This is a genomic window from Poritiphilus flavus, assembly GCF_009901585.1.
Taxonomy (GTDB): Bacteria; Bacteroidota; Bacteroidia; order Flavobacteriales; family Flavobacteriaceae; genus Poritiphilus; species Poritiphilus flavus.
On record NZ_WXYO01000001.1, the window covers coordinates 676307 to 700123 of the forward strand.

Here is a 23817-nt window from a genome sequence, read left to right on the forward strand (position 1 = left end):
ATTATTTCAAGGCCTCATCGATCATTTTCATTAAGGTCCCGATCTTGGAGGGCTCCAGCCAACGGGTAACCACCACCAGGTCATTTTCCTTATCCACCACAATAAAATTACCGCCAAAGCCTGCGGCGTAATACAGATTTTCAGATAGTCCTTCCCAATGCCTGTTCCCTTTGGTATTCAACCACCACATATAGCCGTAATTCGGGTTGGGTTCAGATGGGGTAGTAGCCTTCGCGATCCACTGCTCGCTAATTAAGCGGTCTTTTTTCCAAACCCCCTGGTTTAGGAACAACAAGCCAAACCGGGCCATGTCTTCCGCATTAATAAAGATCCCCCCTCCGGAATGTCCGCCGCCTGTAACGGATTTCATTTGGATCCCGTCTATCTCTGTCCAGGCATTCTCATATCCATGCCAGCGCCAGGTAGTTGAGGCATCGATCTTATCCATGATCTCTTCCTTCAATACCATAGGCAGGGGTTTCCTTAAGACATGGGTCAGGGAATACGCCAACACATTTACCCTCACATCATTGTATTCCATTACCGTCCCGGGTTCGTTGAGTTTTCGGAATTTCCAATCGTCCAGGCTTCCTTCGCGAGGCGGCCGGTCTGCCCAATCTTTGCCACCCCAAAGTTCGCCGGACCAGTCTGAATTCTGTTGTAGCAGATGTTCCCAGCTGATCTTGCTATTGTGAGGACCCCCAAAGGTACCATCCCAGATATAGTCTTTCACCAGATCCCTAGTACTGTGGATCAAACCCTGATCTACCGCTAGACCGGCCATGGTGGATAAAAAGCTTTTGGTGACGCTAAATGTCATATCCACGCGGTTGGTATCTCCCCATTTCCCAACGATGTATCCATTCTTTAGCAGCAAGCCAGCCGGGCCACCTCTTTTCTTGGTCGGTCCTAAGATCTCGTGAAAAGGCTCCCTTTCAAAGCCTTTGAGAATGGCTATCCTAAGATCTCTTGAGCCGGAATATTCATTATCCTGCGCGAAGCGGATGGCTTCATTTAGTTTGGTGTCGTCAAAACCGTATTCCTTAGCCGGCTTTTCCTCCCAGTTATGGCGTTCCGGGAAGTAATAATTCTGTTGTGAGAAAACCAGACCTCCCCAAAAGAGCAAAGTCAGGCAAAGCGTAACTCTCATTTTCATATAGTAGATGTTTCTTTGTTTGCGGAAGGCAGATCAAATCGCATTAGCCAGTCCATTTGGCGGTCCTTGCCGATATAATAGGGGTGTTTCCCAAACTTTACAAAGCCGTGTCTTTCGTAGAAGTCAATAGCTTTTACATTTTCCTCCCAAACTCCAAGCCACAGGTAGCTCTTTTTTCTGGATATTCCGATCTTTTTGATCTCTTCCATCATCCACTGCCCTATTCTCTTACCCTGGAATCCCTGGAGCACATAGATTCGCTCTACTTCCAAAGCCTCAGCCTTCTTGATATCGGTTTGCGCTTGTTCTTCGTTTAGTTTGAAATAGCCCACTACATCCTGTTCAAGGTATGCAAAATAAAATGAAGAATCGGGGTTTTTCAGCTCAGCGCCTAACTGTTCTTTAGAAAAGGCCTTATCGATATAGGTCTTGAAGTCTTCGGGGTCATTCACATGTTCAAAAGCGTCTACAAAGGTCTTCTTTGATAGCTGAATAAGCTGATTCAAATGTTTGGCAGTACATTTTTGAAGTTGTAGTTGCATGTTCTGATAAATCAGAACTAAAAATAAAAAAAGGAGCAAAACCTAAGCCTTACTCCTTTTAAATTTTCTAATAATGCTTTTTATAGCATGAATAGTTTTCGTGTTAGCATCAAAATACCACTGTAAAAGTCATTCCGATACACTTGCACTTCTTCTTCAGTAGGTCTGTTGTTCATTTGGGCATCCATAGTCTGTAGGTTTAAAAGTTAAATCCCGGTAAATTTGGGGAGGGATCGACTTTTTTATTTGTTATAAAGATACTATCTAAACCCCTTTCGGTCTAAATTATTGTTGTGAACCGCCCTCATCTTGTGGTTAAAATAACGAGTGTTTTAATTTTTTCGATGAAATGCACTCTTTTCCTTAATCAAGGCTCATTTCCGGAATATCTCCCTCTACCAGGAGATTGCCTTCCGTAGCAGCCTGAATATCCGCTATACTTACCCCGGGTGCACGTTCCAGCAGCTTGAATCCCTCGTCTGTTACTTCCATTACCGCCAGGTTGGTGACCACCTTTTTTACACAGCCCACCCCGGTCAGCGGAAGGGTACAACGTTTTAAGAGCTTGGACTTCCCGGCTTTGTTGGTATGCATCATAGCCACTATGATATTCTCTGCAGAAGCTACCAGGTCCATCGCGCCACCCATGCCTTTAACCATTTTCCCTGGTATTTTCCAGTTGGCAATGTCTCCGTTCTCCGCTACTTCCATGGCTCCCAATATGGTCAGGTGAACGTGTTGGCCACGGATCATCCCAAAGCTTGTGGCTGAATCAAAAAAAGAGGCCCCGGCCAGTGTGGTGATGGTCTGCTTACCGGCATTGATGATGTCCGCGTCCTCTTCTCCTTCATAGGGAAACGGCCCCATTCCCAATACGCCATTCTCACTCTGGAATTCCACCTGTATATCGTCCCTGACAAAATTAGCCACCAGGGTTGGGATCCCGATTCCAAGGTTTACATAATAACCGTCCTTTACTTCTCTGGCAATTCTTTTTGCTATTCCGTTTTTATCAAGCATGACTAATGTAACAATGTATCAATGTGACAATGGGTTATTTGTTTAGATTCTTTTTGCTTGTACTGACAATTTTATATAGAATCAACCCTAATTCATTTACTTTTTCCTTCAAAAAGCTTTCAAAAGGATAAGAACCAGATCTTTCACATAGTATCAACCAATATTTAGTTTCTTCAAGTTCCTTTAGGGCAATTTTTATTTTGTGAACGAAGTCCGAACGACTCTCCGCGTTCTTGACTTCGTGGACCTGTGCTCCTATACTGGTTCCAGACCGAAGTAGTTGGTTGGCTACTACAAATTTTTTTTGAGTTTCTAACAACTCGCAAAACTCGATGATCTTCAACTCAAAATCAATGGTTTTCTCCTTGACTACATTTGGATTCCTCTTCATAAAAACATTGCTACATTAATCCATTGATTTCATTGCTTCATTATCCCTTTTTCCTAATGCGGGCAAACATTTTCAAATTTTCTATTCCTTTTGTCTTACCGTCCGTTGTTCTATACGCTTTTCGTATTGCTCTCCCTGAAAGATGCGCTGTACAAATATTCCCGGGATGTGCACCTGGTTTGGGTCCAATGCTCCGGCAGGGACCAGTTCTTCTACCTCGGCAACGGTGATCTTTGCCGCACCGCACATACAGGGGTTGAAATTCCTGGCGGTACCCTTGAAGATCAGGTTGCCGGCCTGGTCACCCTTCCAGGCTTTAACGAAAGAAAAATCAGCTTTATACGCTTCTTCAAGCACGTACATCTTTCCGTTGAATTCCCTGGTCTCTTTGCCTTCTGCCACCTCAGTCCCATAACCGGCAGGGGTGTAGAAAGCGGGAAACCCAGCCTGGGCCGCCCGGCATTTTTCAGCCAGGGTTCCCTGGGGCGTAAGCTCTACGTCCAGTTCTCCGCTTAACATCTGCCTTTCGAACTCATCGTTCTCCCCTACATAAGAAGAGATCATTTTGCGGATCTGGTGGCCCTGGAGCAGGAGCCCCAATCCAAAATCATCTACTCCGGCATTATTACTTATACAGGTAAGGTCTTTAACCCCCAGCCGGACCAGTTCAGCAATGGCATTTTCCGGTATTCCACAAAGTCCGAAGCCCCCTAACATAAAGGTCATTCCATCCCTGACTCCCTCCAGGGCCTGCCGGACATTTGGTACAGTTTTTTGTATCATAATGTATATTCAATAGATTGCAAAAACTAGATTTCTGCGGTCTACTAAAATACGTTTTTAACAAAAAAATCCCGCCAAAAAAGCGGGATTAATTCTTCGGGAAGTTCTGGCTTAAATATGTTGAATCTAGAAGTCCAGGTCTTCCAGATCGTTATCCGTATCGATCTCCTGTTGTATTTCTTCAATGATCTTGGTACAATCTACATTGATAGACAATTCTTCCGGTTCTGGGAAGGCACCATCAGATACTCCGAGATCCTTATTCTTGTAATTCCTTTGCATATAAAGCGCCCATATTGGCAGTGCCATAGAGGCCCCTTGTCCATAGACAATAGTCCTAAAATGTGCGGCCCGGTCTTCGCCGCCTACCCATACTCCCGTGACCAGATTAGGGACCATTCCCATAAACCAACCGTCACTCTGGTTTTGAGTGGTTCCAGTCTTCCCGGCAATAGGGTTTGTAAATTCATAAGGGTAGCCGGTTATGATCTCCTTATAGACCGTAGTGTTCTTTTTATAGGTGTGTCTAAGCCTGGTTCCCGAACCACCTTCGGTTACTCCTTTCATCAAATCTATCATGGCATAGGCCACATCCTTGCTCAGCACATCCCTGGTTTCCGGAACGTATTCATACAATACCGTTCCGTTCTTGTCCTCTATACGGGTTACCATTACCGGTTTTACATAAACACCCTGGTTTACAAAAGTTCCGTAAGCCCCAACCATTTCGTAGACGTTGAAATCCGGAGTGCCCAGGGCAATACTGGGGACTTCGGGGATTTCCTTCGTCAATCCAAGATTCTTTACAATGGAAACTACCGGCTTAGGGCCTACCCGGTCTATGAGCTGGGCGGTTACCGTGTTGATGGAATTGGCAAGGGCGTGTTTTAAGGTAAACATCTTACCAGAATACTTGCCATCTGAGTTTTTAGGACACCAGGGTTCCGGATTGCCATGCTTTTCCGCTTCTATGCAGTACTGGCTGTCCGGCAGAGAATCGCAAGGGGAATAACGCAATTGATCTATGGCAGCGGCATAAATGAAGGGTTTGAAAGTAGAACCTGCCTGCCTGGCTCCCTGAATCACATTGTCATACTGAAAGTGTTTGTAATTCAGGCCGCCTACCCAGGCTTTTACATGGCCTGTCTGAGGCTCCATAGACATCATAGCGGCCCTGAGAAATGTTTTGTAATAGCGGATAGAATCCAGTGGGGTCATTACAGTGTCCTTCTCACGGGTTTCACTATTCCAGTCAAAGACGGTCATCTCCGTTTTCTTGGTAAATGAAGTCCTGATCTCACTTTCAGACTTCCCGGCGGCCTTCATCTTTCTCCAGCGTTCGGAATTCTTCATTGCCCTTTCCGTAATTCGACTGATCTCCTCCGGGGTCAACTCCAAAAACGGGGCGGTGCTATTGCGTTGAGGTGTATTTTGGTGAAAGAACTCAGCTTGCAGATTCTTCATATGCTCTGCGACCGCTTCTTCCGCATTCTTCTGCATACGGGAATCAATAGTAGTATACACTTTGAGACCGTCCAGGTAGATATTCCATCTATCCCTTTCTCCCTCCAGCGCCGGCTTGGGGTTTTTATCTATCCAGTCTTTCAGGAAGCCCTGAAGGTACATCCTGAAATAGGTTGCCAGGCCTTCCCTATGGCTTTCAGGGTTAAAGTTGATGTCCATTTTCAAGTCCTGAAGGGAGTCCCGTTCTTTTTCGGAAATATAGCCGTATTTGGCCATTTGTCCCAGAACGGTGTTTCTTCTGGACTTAACCATTTCTTCCCTTCTAATGGGATTGAACAAAGAAGAGTTCTTAAGCATTCCCACGAGCACCGCAGATTCTTCGGTTTTGAGGTCTTTCGCTTCTTTACCGAAGTAGATGCGGGCAGCAGAGCGTATTCCATCAGCATTATTCCCGAAATCGTAAATATTCATATACATGGATACGATCTCCTCCTTGGTATAATTTCGTTCCAGCCGCGTTGCGATAACCCATTCCTTTATTTTCTGAGTATAGCGCTGCCATCCCCTGGCCCGCTGCCCGGTAAATAATTGTTTGGCCAATTGCTGGGTAATGGTACTGGCTCCTCCTTTTTTACCCAGGAATACAAAAGCCCGTAGGGTACCTCTGGCATCTATTCCAGCGTGGTCATAATATCTGGCATCTTCAGTAGCTACCAGGGCATGTACCAGATTTTGAGGTAGGTCCTCATAGGCCACATCGGTACGGTTGTCATCCAGATAGTATTTTCCGAGGGTCTCCCCATCCGAAGATAAGATCTCCGTTGCCAAATTGGTCTGTGGATTCTCTAAACGTTCAAAGGTGGGCATTTCGCCAAAGGCCCCCCAGGACGCGAGTAAAAAGACGAGGGCAACGAGAAAGACACCTGAAGCAAACAGTATCCAGAACCATTTGATAAATTTCCCGAAGCCATTGGTATTTTTAGTAATCTTTTTCTTTGTGGATTTTGCCATTGTTCTAGTTGCGCTTTTCGATTTCGAAGCCTACATCGGTAATTCCGGGCAGTTCCGCAATACCTTCAACACTTCCATTTCTACGCATCGCGTGAGAAATACTTAATGTATATACGCCATTAACGGGAAAAACGATGTTTTCCTTATACCACAACTTATTTTCTTTTATACTTCCGAAACCTTTTCCCAGCCATTGGCCGTCTGGCAGGGCCATTTCGTACTCCAACGTATCCCTTACCGTTTGGCCGTTGGGGAAGTCTAATTCGGTGATCAGGAAAAGATTGCTAAACGGGTAACTCTCGTCGTTGCGAACGTTGAGAAACACATTGTAATGCTCCAGGGTATCTATTTCGGAAAATGTAAAGGCTATGATGTCGTCCTTGTTCCAGCTTCCTCTGGTAGTACTTTGATATTGGGAAACGACCAGATTGTCGGTACAGGACCATCCCAGGGTGAGAATCATCAGAAAAAGCAGTGTTCTAGGCATTCTTGCTCGACTTTTTCTTCTGGTTTCTACGTCTTTGGTTCTTGCCTTTTTTTCTTCTGCGTTTTGGCCGATCAAATCGGGTGAGGCTATCTTGTCCCACCACATTTTCGAAGATCAAATTATCGTCATTGGTGTTCTCCGCAGCGTATTCTTCCAGGCTGGCAACTTTTTCTTTCTTTTTGTTGCGTTCCAGAATTTCATGAACCTGGTCTTTGGTCAGCGCGTGCCAGTTAGAGGGTTCATCCTTGTATGCATACCAAAGTGTTTCTTTAAAAATGTCTGTTTTCTGGCAAAAGGCCAGTCCCTTTTCGGTGAACAGCTTACTGTCCTGGGACGGAAAATCTTTCAGGGCCTCCAGGTATACATCCAGTTCGTAATTGAGGCAGCATTTCAGTTTTCCACATTGCCCTGCAAGTTTCTGCGGATTTAGGGAAAGTTGTTGATATCTTGCCGCTGCCGTGCTCACCGAACGGAAATCCGAAAGCCAGGTAGAGCAGCAAAGCTCACGGCCACAGGACCCAACACCGCCAAGGCGTTGTGCTTCCTGCCTGTAACCTATCTGCCGCATTTCTATTCGTATCCCAAAGGCCTTGGCCATGTCCTTAATGAGCTGTCGGAAATCCACCCGTTCCTCGGCGGTGTAATAAAAGGTAGCTTTAGAACCGTCTCCCTGAAACTCCACATCGGAGATCTTCATTTCCAACCTGAGCAGAATGGCCATTTCGCGGGAGCGCTTTTTAATTTCCTCTTCCTTGTTCCGGCACTTCTGCCACTTGTCAATATCTTTTTGAGTGGCTTTTCTATAAATTTTGGGGAGCTCCTCGTCATCTGAGGCAACCTTTTTCTTTTTCATTTGAACCTTGACCAGTTCCCCGGTCAGGGTTACTATTCCAACATCATGTCCGGATTTTGCCTGGGTAGCGACGATGTCGCCTATGGAAAGCGAGAGGTTTCCGGAGTTCCTGAAGAACTCCTTCCTACTGTTTTTAAATCGGACTTCAACACAATCAAATGGTTGGGCACCATTTGGGAGGGACATGTTTGAAAGCCAATCAAACACCGTTAATTTATTACAACCGTCAGAGCCGCAGGTGCCGTTGTTCCTGCATCCTCTTGGTTGTCCATCCTTAGCGGTTGAACAACTGTTACAACCCATATTTCGTATCTTGATTCTTCCGGAGCCTGAGGCCCAGAAAAAAAAGGTTCATATTATTATTAAGGGTAAAGATAGTACAATTTGCCGTGGAACGAAAGTAAGCCATTGCCCTGGAGTGGACTTGGAATCACTTTTTGAATTTCAGCACTTCCGAGCGACCCTTTTTGAAGATCTTGTTGCTCACTTCCTTACCTCTCCTAAGTTTCTTTTGCTCTTCCAGCGGTAAGGAATGCACTTCTTTACAGGCGTCCGAACAACAATCATCCATTTTTTTAGCACAGTCATCACACTGAATAAACAAAAGATGGCAGGCTTCATTAGCACAATTGACATGGGTGTCACAGGGCTTCCCACATTGGTGGCAGTTGGAGATCACATCTTCAGAAATCCGCTCACCCCTGCGGTGATCAAAAACGAAATTTTTTCCGAGAAACTTGTTTTCCAGATTCTCCTGCCGCACCTGCCTGGTATATTCAATGATACCCCCTTCGAGTTGATAAACCTTCTTAAAACCTTTGTGTTTGTAGTAGGCACTAGCCTTTTCACAACGGATCCCTCCCGTACAATACATCACCAGATTTTTGTCTTCCTTGTGTTCCTTCAACTGCTCCTCAATGAGATCCAGCGAATCCCTGAATGTATCCACATCCGGGGTAACGGCATTCTTAAAATGTCCGATCTCACTTTCGTAATGGTTTCTCATGTCTACGAGTACCGTATCCGGATCTTCAATCAATTCGTTGAAGCGGGCCGCTCCTACATGGATCCCTTTGTCGGTAACATCAAAACTATCATCCTTAAGACCATCCGCCACGATCTTATGTCTCACCTTGACCTTTAATTTCAAAAAAGACATATTGTCCTGCTCAATGGCGATATTCAGGCGCACGTTTTCAAGGAAGCTAACCGAATCCAAAAAGTTCTTGAATGCCTCAAAGTTTTCGGCCGGAACGGATAATTGGGCGTTCACCCCTTCACGGGCGATATAAATCCTGCCCAGCACTTCCAGAGCGTCCCATCCAAGGTAGAGGTAATTCCTTAAAATCTGCGGATTTCCAATGTGTGCGTATTTGTAGAAAGAGATGGTTAGGCGGTCCTTGCCCGCCTCTTCAATGAGTGCAGCTCTTTCTTTCGCACTTAATGTATTGTACAGTTGCATACTATATCAATGATTAAGTTGAAAGATAACAGCGCGAAATATGTTTCGTCCTGCTAGAAAATTGCAGCAAAAATAAGGATATTTCGGCGGAGAACCATATAAACGGAAAAAGAGCCCTGAATGGGTTACCAGGACTCTTTGCCGACCACTTCTAGTATATTTTCTTTTTCATAGAAACTAAGTTTCAGAAGGTGGCCACCGTTGCCCAAAGTTCGCAGGAACTAAGGTATGTTTTGTGTTTAAGTACGAACACTCATTCATTGGATGTAGCAATTCCAAAAAGGTTGCGTGGGCCGTTGTGATATGCAAAAAGAAATGGTAATTTAGCTCCCCTAACACTATACAAGAATTTGAAATGAGCAGCGAGAAAGAAGCAAAATTAAAAGCCCTGAAACTAACTCTGGATAAGCTGGATAAGACTTATGGCAAAGGCGCGGTTATGAAAATGGGCGACACGGTAGTAGAGGATGTAGAGGTAATCCCATCTGGTTCATTGGGCCTGGATATTGCTTTAGGAGTAGGAGGTTATCCGAGAGGACGGGTTATTGAAATTTACGGTCCGGAGTCTTCCGGAAAGACCACCCTTACGCTTCACGCTATTGCAGAAGCCCAAAAAAATGGAGGTATTGCTGCTTTTATTGATGCGGAACACGCCTTTGATCGCTTTTATGCGGCAAAACTCGGAGTGGATATAGACAACCTGATCATATCACAGCCAGATCACGGGGAGCAGGCACTGGAAATAGCAGATAACCTCATACGTTCAGGAGCAATAGACATCGTCATCATAGATTCGGTAGCCGCATTGACACCCAAAAGCGAGATCGAAGGTGAAATGGGAGATTCCAAAATGGGACTTCATGCCAGACTAATGTCACAGGCACTGAGAAAACTTACGGGGTCTATCAGCAAAACCCGTTGTACCGTGATCTTTATCAACCAATTGCGGGAAAAGATTGGGGTGATGTTCGGGAATCCGGAGACCACAACCGGTGGTAACGCCCTTAAATTCTACGCCTCCGTTAGGCTGGATATCCGTCGCTCAACACAGATCAAAGACACCGATGGTGGTGTTCAGGGAAACAAGACCCGGATCAAAGTGGTCAAGAATAAAGTGGCGCCTCCTTTCAAAACCGCGGAATTCGACATCATGTACGGAGAAGGGATCTCAAAAATTGGTGAGATCCTCGATCTTGGCGTGGACTATGAGATCGTTAAGAAGAGCGGCTCCTGGTTCAGCTATGGAGATACCAAACTCGGGCAGGGAAGGGATGCCGTTAAGGCTTTGCTACAGGACAATCCCGAATTGTCCGAGGAATTAGAAGGCAAAATAAAAGAAGCTATCGCCGCACTTACCGCCTAAACCCCTGTAAACCCTAAAGCAAATAGGGTTTGTTTTTGGTTTTTTTAAGCAACCTTTGGCTTCAGTCCTCATCTTAAGGTAAATTACATAAGAATATTATGAGGAAGAAGATGTTGATACTGCTTTTGGTACTGGCGGCTCCGCTGGTATCTTGCAGCCTGGATGACGACGGAGTTAATTTCAATTTTGTCGCCTTACAGATTGTAAGCGCGGAATTACCCGAGTCATTTGTCCAGAATCAGACCTACGAAATTTCAGTAACTTATGTTAGGCCTAACGGCTGTACTTTTTTCGAAGGATTTGATATAAGTGAATCAGATACCACGGTAAGAAATGTTGTAGCCGTAGGATCTGAATTGCAAGATACGGCCTGTACACAAGAAGCGGAAGAAGTTGAGGCAACCTTTAATTTTATCGTGTTACATTCCGAGGATTACATATTCCGATTCTGGACAGGGGAAGATGCGGATGGAGAACCGGAATTTATAGAAATAGAGGTTCCCGTATTGTAAAAAGGAATTAACTACTAGACCGAAGATAATCTAGCCAACATTTTGAGTCTGGAAGAACTCATACATAATTGTAAAAAAGGAGATAGAAAGGCACAGGAACAATTATACCGGAAATATTCCGGAATGCTTTTTGGAACCTGCCTGAAATACTCCAGGAATAAGACTGAAGCAGAGGATAATCTGCATGACAGTTTTATGACCATTTTTGACAAAATAGGGCAATATAAATTTAAGGGGTCTTTTGAGGGCTGGATCAAAAGGATCACTGTAAACACAGTGCTTCAAAAGTACAGAAAGGAAGAATACCTCAATGTGGTTTCGGAGAATATCGAGGAAGAAATCGAAATTGATTCGGAATTCCTGGATATCAGCCTTTCCACATTGCTTCGATACATCCAGGAACTCCCTAACAAATACCGACTCACTTTTAATATGTATGTCCTTGATGGGTACTCCCACAAGGAGATCAGTGAGCAATTGGGAACCTCAACAGGAACCTCAAAATCTAACCTTGCCCGGGCAAGGACGATCCTGAAAGAAAAAATCAAAAAAGAAAATATCAATATCGCCTAATACCAGACGACATGAAGAAGAAAAATATTGACGAACTATTCCGGGAGAAGTTCAAGGACTTCGGGGAAGTCCCAGACGAAAGGGTCTGGAACTCGATTTCCGCTTCCCTGGATCGTCAGAAGAAATCAAGAAAAGGGGTCATCCCTATCTGGTGGAAACTTGGTGGGGTCGCAGCCTTGCTGGCCCTAATGTTTTACATTATCAATCCTTTCGGGCAAGGAGAAGCTGATACTCCTGCAGTTACCGATGTGGAGAATGCGACACAGGATGCTCCTAAAAGTCCATTACAGGAAAATCCCTTGACTTCCTCTGAAGTAGAGGAAACAGATGATCCAACCGCAACCACAGACGACAAGGGGAACGAATCGACTCCTGCCACATCCCCTTTGAACAGCGCGGTTAACGATCCCGCCCTGGCATCTGAACAGAATGGCCAGCAAAATGACGCACCGGAACCTGCCACTGTTATCAAAGGTCAGGATAATGAGAGTCCACTTAATCAGGGAGTTGCTCAGGTAGATACAAAGAGTCCAGATGAGCAAACAGCACAACAGATCAGGAATGCAGAGTTAACAGATACGGAAAAAGATACGGAATTAGCGGCCGTTGCAGTTGTAGATCAAAAGGAGGTTCAGGCCAAGGAAACAGATGCAGAAGCTATTGTTCCTGCTGATAGTAAGGAAATAGCCCGGAACCAGGAGGTAATGCCTGGGAAAGAAGCAGAGCAAAACCAGGAAACTGAGGAGGCTGTAGCATTGGATGATTCAAAAAAGAAATCCATTTTTGATGAGATCCAGCAAGAAGATCAGGAAGCCATAGCCGAGTCTAAAGAATCCAAATGGTCTGTTGGGCCAACTGTGGCACCAGTCTATTTCGATTCTTTTGGTGAAGGTTCTCCCATACACTCCAATTTTGTAGCGAACTCAAAATCGGGGAATATCAATTTGAGTTATGGTCTTTCGGTTACCTACGAACTTTCCAAAAAACTCAGTGTGCGGTCCGGAATCCACAAGGTAGATTATGGGTACGATACCAACGATGTATCCTTCACTTCCTCCTTATCTGCGTCTGCAAATACGCAGATCAACAATATTGATTATACCAGGTCCTCCAAGAATCTGGTTGTTGAAAGTAGTGCCAGCGGACAGCCTTCCGCGGAATTTGCATTGAACAGTGCCGAAGTAGCTGCCTTAGATCCCTCTCGTGATGGTATCATGGTGCAGCAATTTGGCTACCTGGAAGTCCCTCTTGAACTGAACTATGCCCTTGTGGACAAAAAATTCGGAGTAAACGTCATAGGTGGTGTAAGTTCCCTTTTCCTGGTAGATAATTCGGTATCCCTGGAAGCGGATGGTGGTAGCACTCAAATGGGTGAGGCGAACAACATCAATTCCCTGAATTTTAGTACCAATATCGGTTTTGGTCTTAATTACCAGGTATCCCCTAAAATGCAGGTTAATGTAGAACCGATGTTCAAATATCAATTAAATACATTTTCAGATTCAGCCGGAAACTTCCAACCATTCACTGTGGGAGTGTACAGCGGGGTTAATCTGAAATTCTAGAATAGAAATTGCTGTGAAATTGAGAATGTTGGTTAGGTTAGTTACCGTTTAAAGCGGTAGCACCCTTCAGCGCCCTGTTTTAGCAGGGCGCTTTTCTTAATTTTTATCATATACCAATTAGTATTTTAATCCCCTAACCAGCCTGCAATTCCTGAAGAATTTCCTTTCTTACACGCTCTCTCAGTGTGACTTTCTGATCCTCTTGAAGCTTTTGTGTTTCAAAGAATTTATGCACCTTAACCCGACAGGGACCGGGGCCTCCGCTAAAAAAGCTAAAAGAAAACCTCTTTTTGTTATCGTAAAATGTAATGGGGACAACAGGAATCTGGTGAGCTATAGCCATTTTAAACGCCCCGTCTTTGAAATCGTCCAGTAAAACCTTCTCGTCCGGAACGCCTCCTTCCGGAAAAATGCAGATACTCAATCCCTGATTTAACCTGCGCTGAGCCCTCCTGTAAACCGCCGAACGGCTTCCGCTATCCCCACGGTCTACCATAATACAAACCCTTTTGTAGAAAAAGCCAAAGACCGGGATCTTCACCAGCTCCTTTTTGCCCACAAAGACAAAAGGGTTTTTGCTTGTTTTGAGCATCATCATAATATCTAACATACTGGTGTGATTGGCAACCAGCATATAGCTCTTGCCTTTTTCCATCTTTTGCTCCCTGGTAATACGTGGAATGCAGCCCATGCCATAAAGTATGGTATTAGCCCATATATTACGTGCCATCCAAAAAAACTGAGCATAGGTTTTCTCTGAAAATGTAAATAATAACAGCAAAGGGAAGCAAATAAAAATGGGAAGAGCTACCAAAACATAAAACCAAATCCGGTAAAGGGTTTGACCAATTTTTTTCAGCAGGGATAGCATAAAATCAAAAGTAACAATTTTAGCAGGGTTATGGTATTTCTTTTACTTTTGTCCCTTAAGTAAAATTATCGCATGGCCAGAATCTTAACGGGCATACAGAGTACAGGCACTCCGCATTTGGGAAATATATTAGGGGCGATTGTCCCGGCTATTGAAATGGCAAGCAATCCCGCCAACGAATCTTTCCTGTTTATTGCGGATATGCATTCCCTGACACAGATCAAAAATGGGGATGAGCTCAGGCATAACACCTATGCCACGGCCGCTACCTGGTTGGCCTTTGGCCTCGATATCTCAAAGACTGTTTTTTACAGGCAAAGTGATGTTCCTCAGGTGACTGAACTCGCATGGTATTTAAGTTGCTTCTTTCCCTATCAAAGGCTTACCCTGGCCCATTCCTTTAAGGATAAGGCCGACAGGCTTGAGGATGTAAACGCAGGTTTATTTACCTATCCCGTACTCATGGCAGCGGATATCTTGTTGTACGATGCTCATATTGTTCCCGTGGGTAAGGACCAGTTGCAGCATTTGGAAATGACCCGTGATATGGCCTCCCGATTCCATGCCCAAATGGGGGAAACCTTTGTTTTACCTGAGGCCCAGGTTCAAAAAGAAACCATGTACATTCCCGGTACGGACGGTGAAAAAATGAGTAAGAGTAAAGGGAACCTTATCAATATCTTCCAGGCTGATAAACAGCTAAGAAAGCAGATCATGGGTATTGTTACGGACAGCACCCCTCTGGAGGAACCTAAAGATCCGGATACAGACAATGTTTTTGCCCTGTATCGTATCCTGGCCTCAGATGAAGAAGTTGAGGCAATGAAAGCCAATTACCTCGGCGGAAATTACGGATACGGACATGCCAAACAGGCATTGTACGAACTGATCTTAAAGAAATATGAGGAACCCAGGGAGCGATTCAATTACTATATGAACAACCTTGGGGAATTAGATGAAGCCTTGGCGATCGGTGCCGAAAAGGCCAGGAAGATAGCCGATGAGGTACTCAATAGGGTAAGAGGGAAGATCGGTTACTGATTTTCTATTTTCAGAAGATTTGTTCAGTAATAGGATTTTTAAGGAAAGCTGCGATCAAGGAATATCTTGACAAAAAACCAGCTGATCGTCCAAACGATCAACTGCAAATCTTTAACTTAAACTATCCAAAAACTTAAGTTCATCTCTTCAAGAGTTTAAGTTAGAGTTTTGGAGAGTGCGGATTTTCACAGAAGCGGAAATACTGCCTAACCCGGTAATTGCTTTTTATAGGCAGATTTACCACGAGATAAAATCTCGCGGTAGCGGCGGAACGCACTTCCGCTGGCAGCACCGCTATTTCTGAAAAACCTTCATTAAAAACCTTTAGCCTAATTGAGGAGCTTCCTTCTCCGAAGTATAAGCGAAGAAATGAATAGAAAATACCGAACCAAATAGCTGCCCTTTCTTTTTTGCATCGCCCAAAAAAGAAACAAAAAAAGTCTAGGCTTATTTTCAGTTTCTTGAAATAGACGGCGGCTTTCACATCAGCGTTATCCAGGCCGCTTTTGCTTTGCAAAATGCTCTTTGGATAACTTCCCTTGGCCATAGTGAAACCAGCCTAATTTCTATCGAAACTGAAAAGTATGCCGATTTCCTTCGGCATTATTCGACTTTTAAGAAAATTTATAACCAAAAGGGAAGCTCTTTATGGTTGTGGGTTTCCTTTTTGCATTCCTTTTTGGACAAGCAAAAAGGAAAAGAAAACCTATAAAGCCTCAAACATCTTGCCCGGCAAACATCGCACCCGCCCCGCATTTTTACCCTCTAAGTAACTTCTTCTTGATGTTCTTTTGTCTTGAAACAAAAGAACTAAAAGTTCAAGAAGATTTTTAGGAAATTTTTGCCGTTAGCAAAACCACGGATGCTGCTAACGCTACATGCTCTCTTCCGCCTGGCTGGCATTTCTAAAAATTGGATTTACAAAACTACACGGCGGAACGCACTTTCGCTTGCAGCACCGTTATTTCTGAAAAACCTTCGGCTAACTTTAGTACTAAAAGCTTTGATGAATGCCAAGTCTTTTTGGGCAGCATAGGAGGCAAGCTTCGTAAAGAATCGCCGAAGCCCTGGAGGCGATTTAGAAGAATGGCTTCGGTTTTAAAGCGGAGCTTTAAAAATGCCTCTCCAAAAAGTGTCTTTTCTTTTGTTTCGTTTTCTTTGGACAAGCAAAGAAAATGAAAAGCCAGATAGAAAGTCTTAGCGTCTGACAATTACAAGCACGGATTGCAAATCCGCGCTAACTGTGAAAATACATACGGAGAAGTTCCCTTTTCTTTGATTCGTTTCTTTTGGGTAAGCAAAAGAAATGAATATACCATCCTGTGATTGCTGGGATAAATGTTCTTTTTTGCATCGCCCAAAAAAGAAACAAAAAAGTCTAGGCTTATTTTCAGTTTCTTGAAATAGACGGCGGCTTTCACTTCCGCGTTATCCAGGCCGCTTTTGCTTTGCAAAATGCTCTTTGGATAACTTCCCTTGGCCATAGTGAAACCAGCCTAATTTCTATCAAAACTGAAAAGTATGCCGATTTCCTTCGGCATTATTCGACTTTTAAGAAAATTTATAACCAAAAGGGAAGGACTTTATGGTTTTGGGTTTCCTTTTCCAAAGAATAGATCGAGAAAGCTTTGACTGGTGCCATCCCGTCGTAATGAAAGGATGGCGAAGTTGCGAGATCGGTTTTGCAAAGCAAAAAGGAATAATAAATCTAAACCGCCTCAAACATCTTACCCGGCAAACATCGCACCCAACCCTGCATTTCCATCTCAAATAAAGAAGAACTAACCTTATATACAGGCAAACGGCACTCCAAGGCTATGGTGTCCAGTAATTGCTTCCCGTGCTTAGTGAGATATTCATAGATGTGTTTTTCCTTATCGTTCATTTCGGTGAATAAAGACTGCTGCCGGGGTTTTTTCACCATTGTGTCCTTATCCCAATTCATCAAATAAATGAGGTCTGCGGCCGAAGTTATGAGCTGAGCACGATGACCTTTGATCAGTTGATTACAGCCCTGACTGAACTTGTCTGAAACCCGGCCAGGTACGGCAAATACCTCCCGATTGTAACTATTCGCAAGAGCTGCGGTCACCAGGCTCCCGCCTTTATCTGCAGATTCTACCACAACTGTTGCCTCACTCATTCCGGCAATGATCCGATTCCGCCGGAGAAAATGCATTCTGTCCGGGATACTGCTGCTCCAGAATTCGGTAACAAAACCTCCATTGACCTCAACGGAGGCCTGATATTTCTTATGCGGCTTTGGGTAGATCTGATTTAGCCCATGTGCCAGGCAACCTATGGTTTGAAGATTAGCCTGCATAGCAGCTTTCTGAATGGCAATGTCTATACCATAGGCAAAACCGCTCACCACAACAGGATTAAAGGGAGCGAGTTCCTCAATGAACTTTTCGCAAAAAGCCTTTCCATTTGGGCTGGGTGTACGTGTCCCGACCACACTTAGCACTCTTTTATTCTCCAGTCTAATATTTCCCTTCATGAATAACAGAAAGGGGCCATCGGAACAATGTTTTAGGTAATCAGGATATTCCACATCCGTAAATAGGGCGACATCAAATTTGTTGGATCTTATAAAATTGTACTCTGCTTCGGCTTCGGCCAGGTATGTCTTTTTGTGCAATTCATGAAGGGTAAATGTCCCTATTCCCTCAATTTTTGAGAGACTTCTTTTGCTGTCTGAAAAAACCGCCTCAGGACTTCCGCAGTAACTTATAAGCTTTTTAGCTGTTATGTCCCCAATATTTGGGATTCTCTGTAATCTTAATGCCGAAAGCAATTCACTAGCTGTCATTTACGTTATATCTAGAGTTATTCACAAAAAAATGCCGATCTTGTGTTAATAAAAAGTTATGAAAGGTAGTTTGAAGCCCTGTAATTTTTTTTCATATTTGCGTTAATGGGAATAGAAAATTATATAGAAGAGCTGTTATATCGCTATAATTGTGTGGTTGTGCCGGACTTTGGGGCCTTCCTGACACAGACTAAATCTGCGGTTATAGATAGCAATTCCCATGTTTTTCATCCTCCTTCCAAGGTGATCTCTTTTAACGAGCAATTGGCGTCTAATGACGGGCTTTTGGTCTCTTATATCGCTGGGGCGGAAGGTCGCACCTACGAAGAGGTACTTAGCAGTACCCTGGAAACCGCTAAGGAATGGCGATTAAAACTTCGTAGCGGGGCACGAATAAAATTCCCCAATATTGGAGAATTATGGTTAAACCGGGAAACAAAAATACAGTTTCAGCCATCCTATGAGGTTAACTACCTTACGGCATCCTATGGTTTTTCTTCGTTCGTATCCACTCCTGTTACCAGGGAAGTTCTAAAAGAGGAAGTAGTAGAACTTGAGGAAAAAATTCCCTTCATCATTACTCCTGAAGAACGAAAGCAGTACAATTTCAGGCCTTATTTAAAGTATGCGGCCATTTTGTTGCTAGCCTTATCCACTGGCCTTACGGGGTATCGGTTTTACAATGATACCATGGATACAACTTCTGTAGTCCGCGAGGAGGCCCAGGAATTGGTTTCCAAGAACATACAGGAGGCCACTTTTTTTGATACCAAACCCCTGGAGTTACCCGTATTGAAACTGGAGGTCACCAAAAGAAACAAAGGCAACCATCACATCATTGCAGGTGCTTTCAGAGTAAAGGAAAATGCGGATAAGAAAGTGCGATCCCTAAAGCGAAGAGGATTCAATGCTGCCTATCTTGGGGTGAACAAATACGGACTTCACCAGGTTACCTACGGAAGCTACGAAGATCCGGAGGAAGCGCTAAGGAACCTTCGAAAAATAAAACGTACGGTATCTGCTGACGCCTGGCTTTTATCTGCAAAATAGATTACTTTCCTTTTTCTACTTTTTTTAAGCTGTATCTTTGCGGAAAATTTATTGCATGCAATCTAAAACGCCCAAAGACTCCCGAACGGTCATGACCGATATGGTCCTGCCAGGGGAGACTAACCCTTTAAACAATCTTTTCGGTGGTGAACTTCTGGCCAGAATGGACAGGGCCGCCAGTATTGCCGCCAGAAGACATAGCCGCCGTATTACCGTTACTGCTTCGGTAAACCACGTTGCATTCAACAGATCTGTTCCGCTTGGCAGTGTGCTTACCATTGAGGCCGCTATCTCCAGAACCTTCAAAACCTCTATGGAAGTATATCTGGATGTTTGGATGGAAGATCGCTTTAGCGGGGAGAGAAGTAAAGCAAACGAAGCAATCTATACTTTTGTGGCTGTGGATGAAACCGGAAAACCTACCGCTGTCCCTCCTCTTGTCCCGGAAACAGAACTGGAAAAGGAACGTTTTGACGGAGCATTGAGAAGAAAACAACTCAGCCTGGTACTTGCAGGGAAAATGGCCCCCGGAGACGCCACCGAGCTCAAGGCATTATTTCTAAACGACTGATCACAACAAGTCAGAAGTCAAAATTATCGGGATCCGGCCCAAAGCGCTGACCTCTATCCATGCTGTCAAGATATTTCACGTCTTCTTCTTCCAGAGCGAAGTCAAAAATATCCGCATTGGCAATAATTCTTTCCCGTTTGGAAGATTTTGGGATGGTGATCACCCCTTTCTGAAGGTTCCAGCGCAACACAACCTGGGCAATACTCTTTCCATACTTCTTAGCCAGTTTTTGAAAGGTTTCCATGCCGAAGATCTTTCCCTGCATCATTGGAGACCAGGCTTCGTATTGGATCTGATGTTTTTGGCAAAAATCCAACAATTCCTGCTGCACCAAATAAGGGTGAAATTCCATTTGGTTAACCATGGGAACAATCTCTACCCCTGTCATCAGGTCTTCAAGGTGATGCTGAAGAAAATTGCTCACCCCTATGGCCCTTACCCGCTTCTCTTTGTAAAGCTGCTCCAGGGCTTTCCAGGTTTCCTTGTATTTGCCCGCCACAGGCCAATGTACCAGGTAGAGGTCCAGATAATCCAGATCCAGCCGCTTCATACTGGCGTCAAATGCCTTTAGAGTGCTGTCATATCCCTGATCATTATTCCAAACCTTACTTACTACAAAGATATTCTCGCGAGCTTCCGGGCTTTCTTTGATACCTCGTCCTACGCCTTCTTCGTTATTATAAATAGAAGCGGTATCTACGTGGCGGTATCCGGCTTCTATGGCCCATTTGACCGCATTGACAACCTCCTGTCCATCTTCTGACAAATAAACTCCAAGCCCAAAATAAGGCATTGCTACTCCGTTATGTAATGTAAAGGTTCCTTGTAGGTCAGTTATTTGTTTCATATAGTGCTGTTAGAGTCGGTAAATCCAGTCTTCCGGGTTAAGCCTGGTGGCATCCTTGTACAAATAGAACTTAAGCTGGGTAAGACCGTTAAACCGATTGGTATATATTTCTCCTAATTCGTCTTTTGTAGCTACCTTATCTCCTTTCTTCACATAAAGGTTAGAGAGGTTATAGTAAGTACTGATGTAATTGCCGTGCTTGATCTGTACTCCTTTGCTACCCCCGGGAATCGCCAATATCGCGATCACCTCCCCCTCAAAAACCGCCCGGGCCCGGGCTCCTTTGTCCGTCGCAATGATCACCCCATTGCTCTGATGTTTAATTCCTGGATATACCGCGTCCTTGTAGATCCCAAAACCTTGTTTTTTGATCCCTTTGGCCACAGGCCAGATCAATTTTCCCTTGTTGGCTGAAAAATTATCGGCTACCAGGGCCGCTTCCGGGGTTAAAACAAATTTGCTAGCGGAGCTGGTTGTCTTACCCGCTTTTTTATTTGAGGCCGCAATGGCGCTTCGGATAAGCCGCTCGATCTGGCGGTCTATTTCCCGTGCCTCTTTTTTCTTCTTATCTATTGCTGAGGCGTATTTACTTTCATTTTGCCTTATGGTTTTCAGCAATTCTTTCTGGGCCTTGATCTCTTTCATCATTTGGGCCCTGGCTCTTTTGTTCTCAACTATGAGTTGTTCTTTTTCCTTGCGTTGTTCTCCCAGATCGCGGTTCAGTGCTGTAAGTTCTTCGGTCTTGGCAACGATCTGTTCGCCCTGTTCCTTCCTGAATTTGGTGTATTGCTTTAGGTACTGCAATCTTTTAAAGGCCTGGAAAAAATTCTCCGAAGAGAGTAAAAAGAGTATCCTGCTTTGTTGTGAACGATTCTGATAAGACTTGCGGATCATGTGCGCGTATTCCTCCTTCAGACTTTCCAGGTCTTCGCGAAGCTTGCTGATATTCCTGATATTGGCGTTTATCTGCCGGTTTAGGAGATTGTACTGTCGGTTGGTGACCCGAATAAGTTCCTGCCGCACATTGATCTTCTGATCCAGACCTTCCATCTGATCCAAAACGGTCCCTTTTTGCTTTTTCTCCGCGAACAATAAGCGGTTTATGTCTTTGATTTCCTTTTGTAGTTGAGCTCTTCTGGCTTCAAGTTCCTTTTGCTCACCGGTCTGTCCATAGGAGAGAAACCCTAGCAGCAGCAGGCAGCAAAAAATGGTAAATCCACTGTGTTTTGGAATCCGGCTCATTTACTCAACTCAATTTCATCAAAACCCTTAGGGATCTTATAAGGAAAGTTCAGATCCCGATTAAATTCAATGTTCCTGTAAGTAATCCCGATCGTAGTCCTTTCCTCATCATCTATGGCTATAATACCAACCTCGTTAGGAACGACGTGGGTTTCCTTTTCCTGATAATTCTTGTAGTTGATCTCAAGAAGCCGCTTTTTCAGGGGTTGGGACAATTGTTGGACGGCCATTCTGAAGTTTGCCGGCTCTATCTGAAATAACGCCTTGTACAAGGCAAGTGACTCTTCGGGTTGCAGTTGATAGTTACCATCATTGACCCTGGAATCGTACTTCTCTTCTCTGAGGTCAAAAAGGGCCTGGCCCAATAGGAGGTTTTGCACCTTCCCATAGTCTAGCTCTACGCCCAATAGGTTGCTCAGGTAGCCGAAGTCACCATCGAAATACTCATTCTGAAGTTTGTTATAGAAGGAAACCCGCTCCGGGCTGATATAGGCCTTAATGACTCCAAGAGGAGCACTGAGCCAGATAGTTTTATCTTTCTCTATCCTGAGACTTACTCCTACACTCTTTGATGAACCTCCATCGTTATAATCGATTTTCATTCGGGCACTTAGGGTCCTGAATTCGGGTTGATTTTTATAATGGTTTTTTATGATCGCCCGGGTAGAAAGTTTCTCGTTCGCTGTGCCACCTGCTGTAATCCTGGTTGATTTGCAGGCTGAGAAAGCCATTAGCAGGGCGCAAACCATAATTATTCTTAAATAGGATGTCAGATTTGGTACCATCTCGCTAAGAACCCGATTTTATTTTACTAAGATACATATTTGCCTTCGAAGAATTTCCCAGGGCCTTGTAACAACTTGCCAATTCACTGTATATCTTATTGGCCAGGGGGATATCGTCCAGCAGATAATCCAATGCGGATTCCAGGGGCCCGATCGCCTGCTTACTCTGGCCTGTTTTATGTAGTGCCAATCCCTGTGCATAGTAGAAAAAGGGTTGAGAAGGAAAATTGTCCACGGCCTCCGTTGCCAATTGCTTCAGGCCTTTGAAATCCGACTTTTCGATCATTTCCGAGATCCTGATCCGGTAGCCTTCTACCGTGCCCGCCTCAGTATTTTCAACAGCTTCGGGTCTTTTTTCTTTTTTGATCTCCTTTTTTTGAAGTGAATCCCGGATCTTGAGCGTCAGATCTTCTGAAAAAGAACTGCTTTTCAACTGTTTCAAGATCGCCAGTGCATTCTGATAATCTTTGCGGTCGTAATAGATCAGGGCCAGATGCTCTTTTAGTTTTACGTTCTCAAGCGGGATCTCGTTTTTAAGATGATCTATGGTACTTCCCTGTTTTTGTACAATCTCCACTAATGTGTTCAGATACCACAGGTTTTCCGGTTCGGAATTTAGTGCTATTATGCCATAATCAAGTGCTTTAACCAATTGACGGTCTGCAAGATAGACTTTGGCAAGCTCGTGATCCACCACGCGGTTTTCCTCATCCAGTCTTTTGCACTCCAAAAGCCTGTTGATCGCCTTATCATAATTTTCAATCCCTTTTTGTTTCAGGGCTTCGAAGAAATTTTCCTGAAATTCATCGGTATAATCCTCCAGAAATACCTCAGCGCTTTCCTCATCCTCCTGGGCGAAACCCTGTAAAAGAGAAAGTGCCATGCACAAGAAAAATAAGATGTAAAATCGATTTTTCATATAGCAATTATAGTTCTTCAGGAAGCACTGGGAGGTGGCTTAACTATTTGGTGCCCGTACTGCCAAAACCGCCGGATCCCCGTTCGGTTTCTGTGAGTTCCTGATCTTCAACCCACTCTATCCTTTCGTGCCTCGCGATGACCAACTGGGCGATCCTCTCGCCATCTTCAACAGTAAAGGCTTCTGAAGAAAGGTTCACAAGGATTACACCAATTTCCCCACGGTAATCCGCGTCTATGGTCCCCGGAGCATTCAATACTGTAATCCCCTTTTTCGCGGCAAGGCCGCTTCGAGGTCTTACCTGAGCCTCAAACCCGATGGGAAGCTCGATAAAAAGTCCGGTTTTAATAATAGTGCGCTCTAAAGGTTCTAACGTAACTGATGCGGAAATATTGGCTCTCAGGTCCATCCCGGCAGAAGCATCGGATTCATAATGAGGTAAAGCGTGACGCGAGTTATTGATGATCTTAACTTTCATGCCCTTTTATAGATTTTGC

At 44.3% G+C, this 23817-nt stretch carries 24 protein-coding genes; 7 read left to right on the forward strand and 17 right to left on the reverse strand.

Features of this window, described 5'->3' with window-relative positions; translation table 11 throughout:
* Window position 1 precedes the first annotated feature (1 nt).
* The 9 genes from GTQ38_RS02770 to trhO form a co-directional block, all read right to left on the reverse strand.
* Window positions 2-1150, reverse strand: coding sequence for a serine hydrolase domain-containing protein (locus tag GTQ38_RS02770; RefSeq protein WP_394350957.1), 1149 nt, complete (start codon window positions 1148-1150; stop codon window positions 2-4).
* 2 nt (window positions 1151-1152) lie between these two features.
* Complete coding sequence (locus GTQ38_RS02775; RefSeq protein WP_161433739.1) at window positions 1153-1698, reverse strand: GNAT family N-acetyltransferase; 546 nt, start codon at window positions 1696-1698, stop codon at window positions 1153-1155.
* Window positions 1699-2061: 363 nt separating this feature from the next.
* The gene (locus GTQ38_RS02780) at window positions 2062-2718 is read right to left on the reverse strand and encodes a 3-oxoacid CoA-transferase subunit B (RefSeq protein WP_161433741.1); all 657 of its coding nucleotides are present in this window, start codon (window positions 2716-2718) and stop codon (window positions 2062-2064) included.
* A 34-nt stretch (window positions 2719-2752) separates the two neighbouring features.
* A complete protein-coding gene (locus GTQ38_RS02785) occupies window positions 2753-3109 on the reverse strand; it encodes a four helix bundle protein (protein ID WP_161433743.1) in 357 nt (118 codons plus the stop codon).
* A gap of 81 nt (window positions 3110-3190) precedes the next feature.
* On the reverse strand, window positions 3191-3892 hold the full coding sequence (locus GTQ38_RS02790) for a CoA transferase subunit A (protein ID WP_161433745.1): 702 nt from the start codon (window positions 3890-3892) through the stop codon (window positions 3191-3193).
* A gap of 126 nt (window positions 3893-4018) precedes the next feature.
* Entirely contained in the window at window positions 4019-6367 is a 2349-nt protein-coding gene (locus GTQ38_RS02795; protein ID WP_161433747.1) for a penicillin-binding protein 1A, read from the reverse strand.
* Between the two features lie 4 nt (window positions 6368-6371).
* Window positions 6372-6854, reverse strand: a complete 483-nt coding sequence (locus GTQ38_RS02800) for a gliding motility lipoprotein GldH (RefSeq protein WP_161433749.1) — start codon at window positions 6852-6854, stop codon at window positions 6372-6374.
* Window positions 6847-8010, reverse strand: coding sequence for a PSP1 domain-containing protein (locus GTQ38_RS02805; RefSeq protein ID WP_161433751.1), 1164 nt, complete (start codon window positions 8008-8010; stop codon window positions 6847-6849). Before GTQ38_RS02805 ends, GTQ38_RS02800 begins: the two co-directional genes overlap by 8 nt.
* A 127-nt stretch (window positions 8011-8137) precedes the next feature.
* On the reverse strand, window positions 8138-9169 hold the full coding sequence (gene trhO / locus GTQ38_RS02810; RefSeq protein ID WP_161433752.1) for an oxygen-dependent tRNA uridine(34) hydroxylase TrhO: 1032 nt from the start codon (window positions 9167-9169) through the stop codon (window positions 8138-8140).
* 355 nt (window positions 9170-9524) lie between these two features.
* On the opposite strand from trhO, the gene recA reads away from it, so the two are divergent.
* The 4 genes from recA to GTQ38_RS02830 all read left to right on the forward strand — a co-directional run bounded on the left by recA (window position 9525) and on the right by GTQ38_RS02830 (window position 13182).
* A complete protein-coding gene (gene recA / locus GTQ38_RS02815; protein ID WP_161433754.1) occupies window positions 9525-10532 on the forward strand; it encodes a recombinase RecA in 1008 nt (335 codons plus the stop codon).
* Between the two features lie 98 nt (window positions 10533-10630).
* Window positions 10631-11044, forward strand: coding sequence for a hypothetical protein (locus GTQ38_RS02820; RefSeq protein ID WP_238857757.1), 414 nt, complete (start codon window positions 10631-10633; stop codon window positions 11042-11044).
* Between the two features lie 42 nt (window positions 11045-11086).
* Window positions 11087-11617, forward strand: a complete 531-nt coding sequence (locus tag GTQ38_RS02825; RefSeq protein ID WP_161433756.1) for an RNA polymerase sigma factor — start codon at window positions 11087-11089, stop codon at window positions 11615-11617.
* Window positions 11618-11628: 11 nt separating this feature from the next.
* Complete coding sequence (locus tag GTQ38_RS02830) at window positions 11629-13182, forward strand: outer membrane beta-barrel protein (RefSeq protein ID WP_161433758.1); 1554 nt, start codon at window positions 11629-11631, stop codon at window positions 13180-13182.
* A 133-nt stretch (window positions 13183-13315) separates the two neighbouring features.
* Here GTQ38_RS02830 and GTQ38_RS02835 read toward each other — a convergent pair whose 3' ends face one another.
* Window positions 13316-14053 carry a lysophospholipid acyltransferase family protein gene (locus GTQ38_RS02835; protein WP_161433759.1) on the reverse strand — a complete coding sequence of 246 codons (738 nt, stop codon included), beginning with the start codon at window positions 14051-14053 and terminating at the stop codon, window positions 13316-13318.
* A gap of 72 nt (window positions 14054-14125) precedes the next feature.
* On the opposite strand from GTQ38_RS02835, the gene trpS reads away from it, so the two are divergent.
* Window positions 14126-15094 (forward strand): tryptophan--tRNA ligase, encoded by a 969-nt coding sequence (trpS, locus tag GTQ38_RS02840; protein WP_161433761.1) that lies wholly within the window; start codon window positions 14126-14128, stop codon window positions 15092-15094.
* A 926-nt stretch (window positions 15095-16020) separates the two neighbouring features.
* On the opposite strand, the gene GTQ38_RS02845 is transcribed toward trpS, so the two are convergent.
* Both GTQ38_RS02845 and dprA read right to left on the reverse strand, forming a co-directional pair.
* On the reverse strand, window positions 16021-16305 hold the full coding sequence (locus GTQ38_RS02845; RefSeq protein ID WP_161433763.1) for a hypothetical protein: 285 nt from the start codon (window positions 16303-16305) through the stop codon (window positions 16021-16023).
* A gap of 497 nt (window positions 16306-16802) precedes the next feature.
* Window positions 16803-17906, reverse strand: a complete 1104-nt coding sequence (dprA, locus tag GTQ38_RS02850) for a DNA-processing protein DprA (protein ID WP_161433765.1) — start codon at window positions 17904-17906, stop codon at window positions 16803-16805.
* 105 nt (window positions 17907-18011) lie between these two features.
* Here dprA and GTQ38_RS02855 point away from each other — a divergent pair, with 105 nt between their 5' ends.
* Both GTQ38_RS02855 and GTQ38_RS02860 read left to right on the forward strand, forming a co-directional pair.
* Entirely contained in the window at window positions 18012-18956 is a 945-nt protein-coding gene (locus tag GTQ38_RS02855) for an HU domain-containing protein (protein WP_161433767.1), read from the forward strand.
* Window positions 18957-19011: 55 nt separating this feature from the next.
* Window positions 19012-19527 carry an acyl-CoA thioesterase gene (locus GTQ38_RS02860; RefSeq protein ID WP_161433769.1) on the forward strand — a complete coding sequence of 172 codons (516 nt, stop codon included), beginning with the start codon at window positions 19012-19014 and terminating at the stop codon, window positions 19525-19527.
* Window positions 19528-19537: 10 nt separating this feature from the next.
* Here the strand turns inward: GTQ38_RS02860 and GTQ38_RS02865 are convergent, their stop codons facing one another.
* The 5 genes from GTQ38_RS02865 to dut form a co-directional block, all read right to left on the reverse strand.
* Window positions 19538-20374, reverse strand: coding sequence for an aldo/keto reductase (locus GTQ38_RS02865; RefSeq protein ID WP_161433771.1), 837 nt, complete (start codon window positions 20372-20374; stop codon window positions 19538-19540).
* Between the two features lie 9 nt (window positions 20375-20383).
* Window positions 20384-21616: a murein hydrolase activator EnvC family protein gene (locus GTQ38_RS02870; protein ID WP_161433772.1), complete on the reverse strand. Its 1233-nt coding sequence runs from the start codon at window positions 21614-21616 to the stop codon at window positions 20384-20386.
* Window positions 21613-22401, reverse strand: coding sequence for a DUF4292 domain-containing protein (locus GTQ38_RS02875; RefSeq protein ID WP_161433775.1), 789 nt, complete (start codon window positions 22399-22401; stop codon window positions 21613-21615). Before GTQ38_RS02875 ends, GTQ38_RS02870 begins: the two co-directional genes overlap by 4 nt.
* A 4-nt stretch (window positions 22402-22405) precedes the next feature.
* The gene (locus GTQ38_RS02880; RefSeq protein WP_161433777.1) at window positions 22406-23284 is read right to left on the reverse strand and encodes a tetratricopeptide repeat protein; all 879 of its coding nucleotides are present in this window, start codon (window positions 23282-23284) and stop codon (window positions 22406-22408) included.
* Between the two features lie 79 nt (window positions 23285-23363).
* On the reverse strand, window positions 23364-23798 hold the full coding sequence (gene dut, locus GTQ38_RS02885) for a dUTP diphosphatase (RefSeq protein WP_161433779.1): 435 nt from the start codon (window positions 23796-23798) through the stop codon (window positions 23364-23366).
* Window positions 23799-23817: the final 19 nt, after the last annotated feature.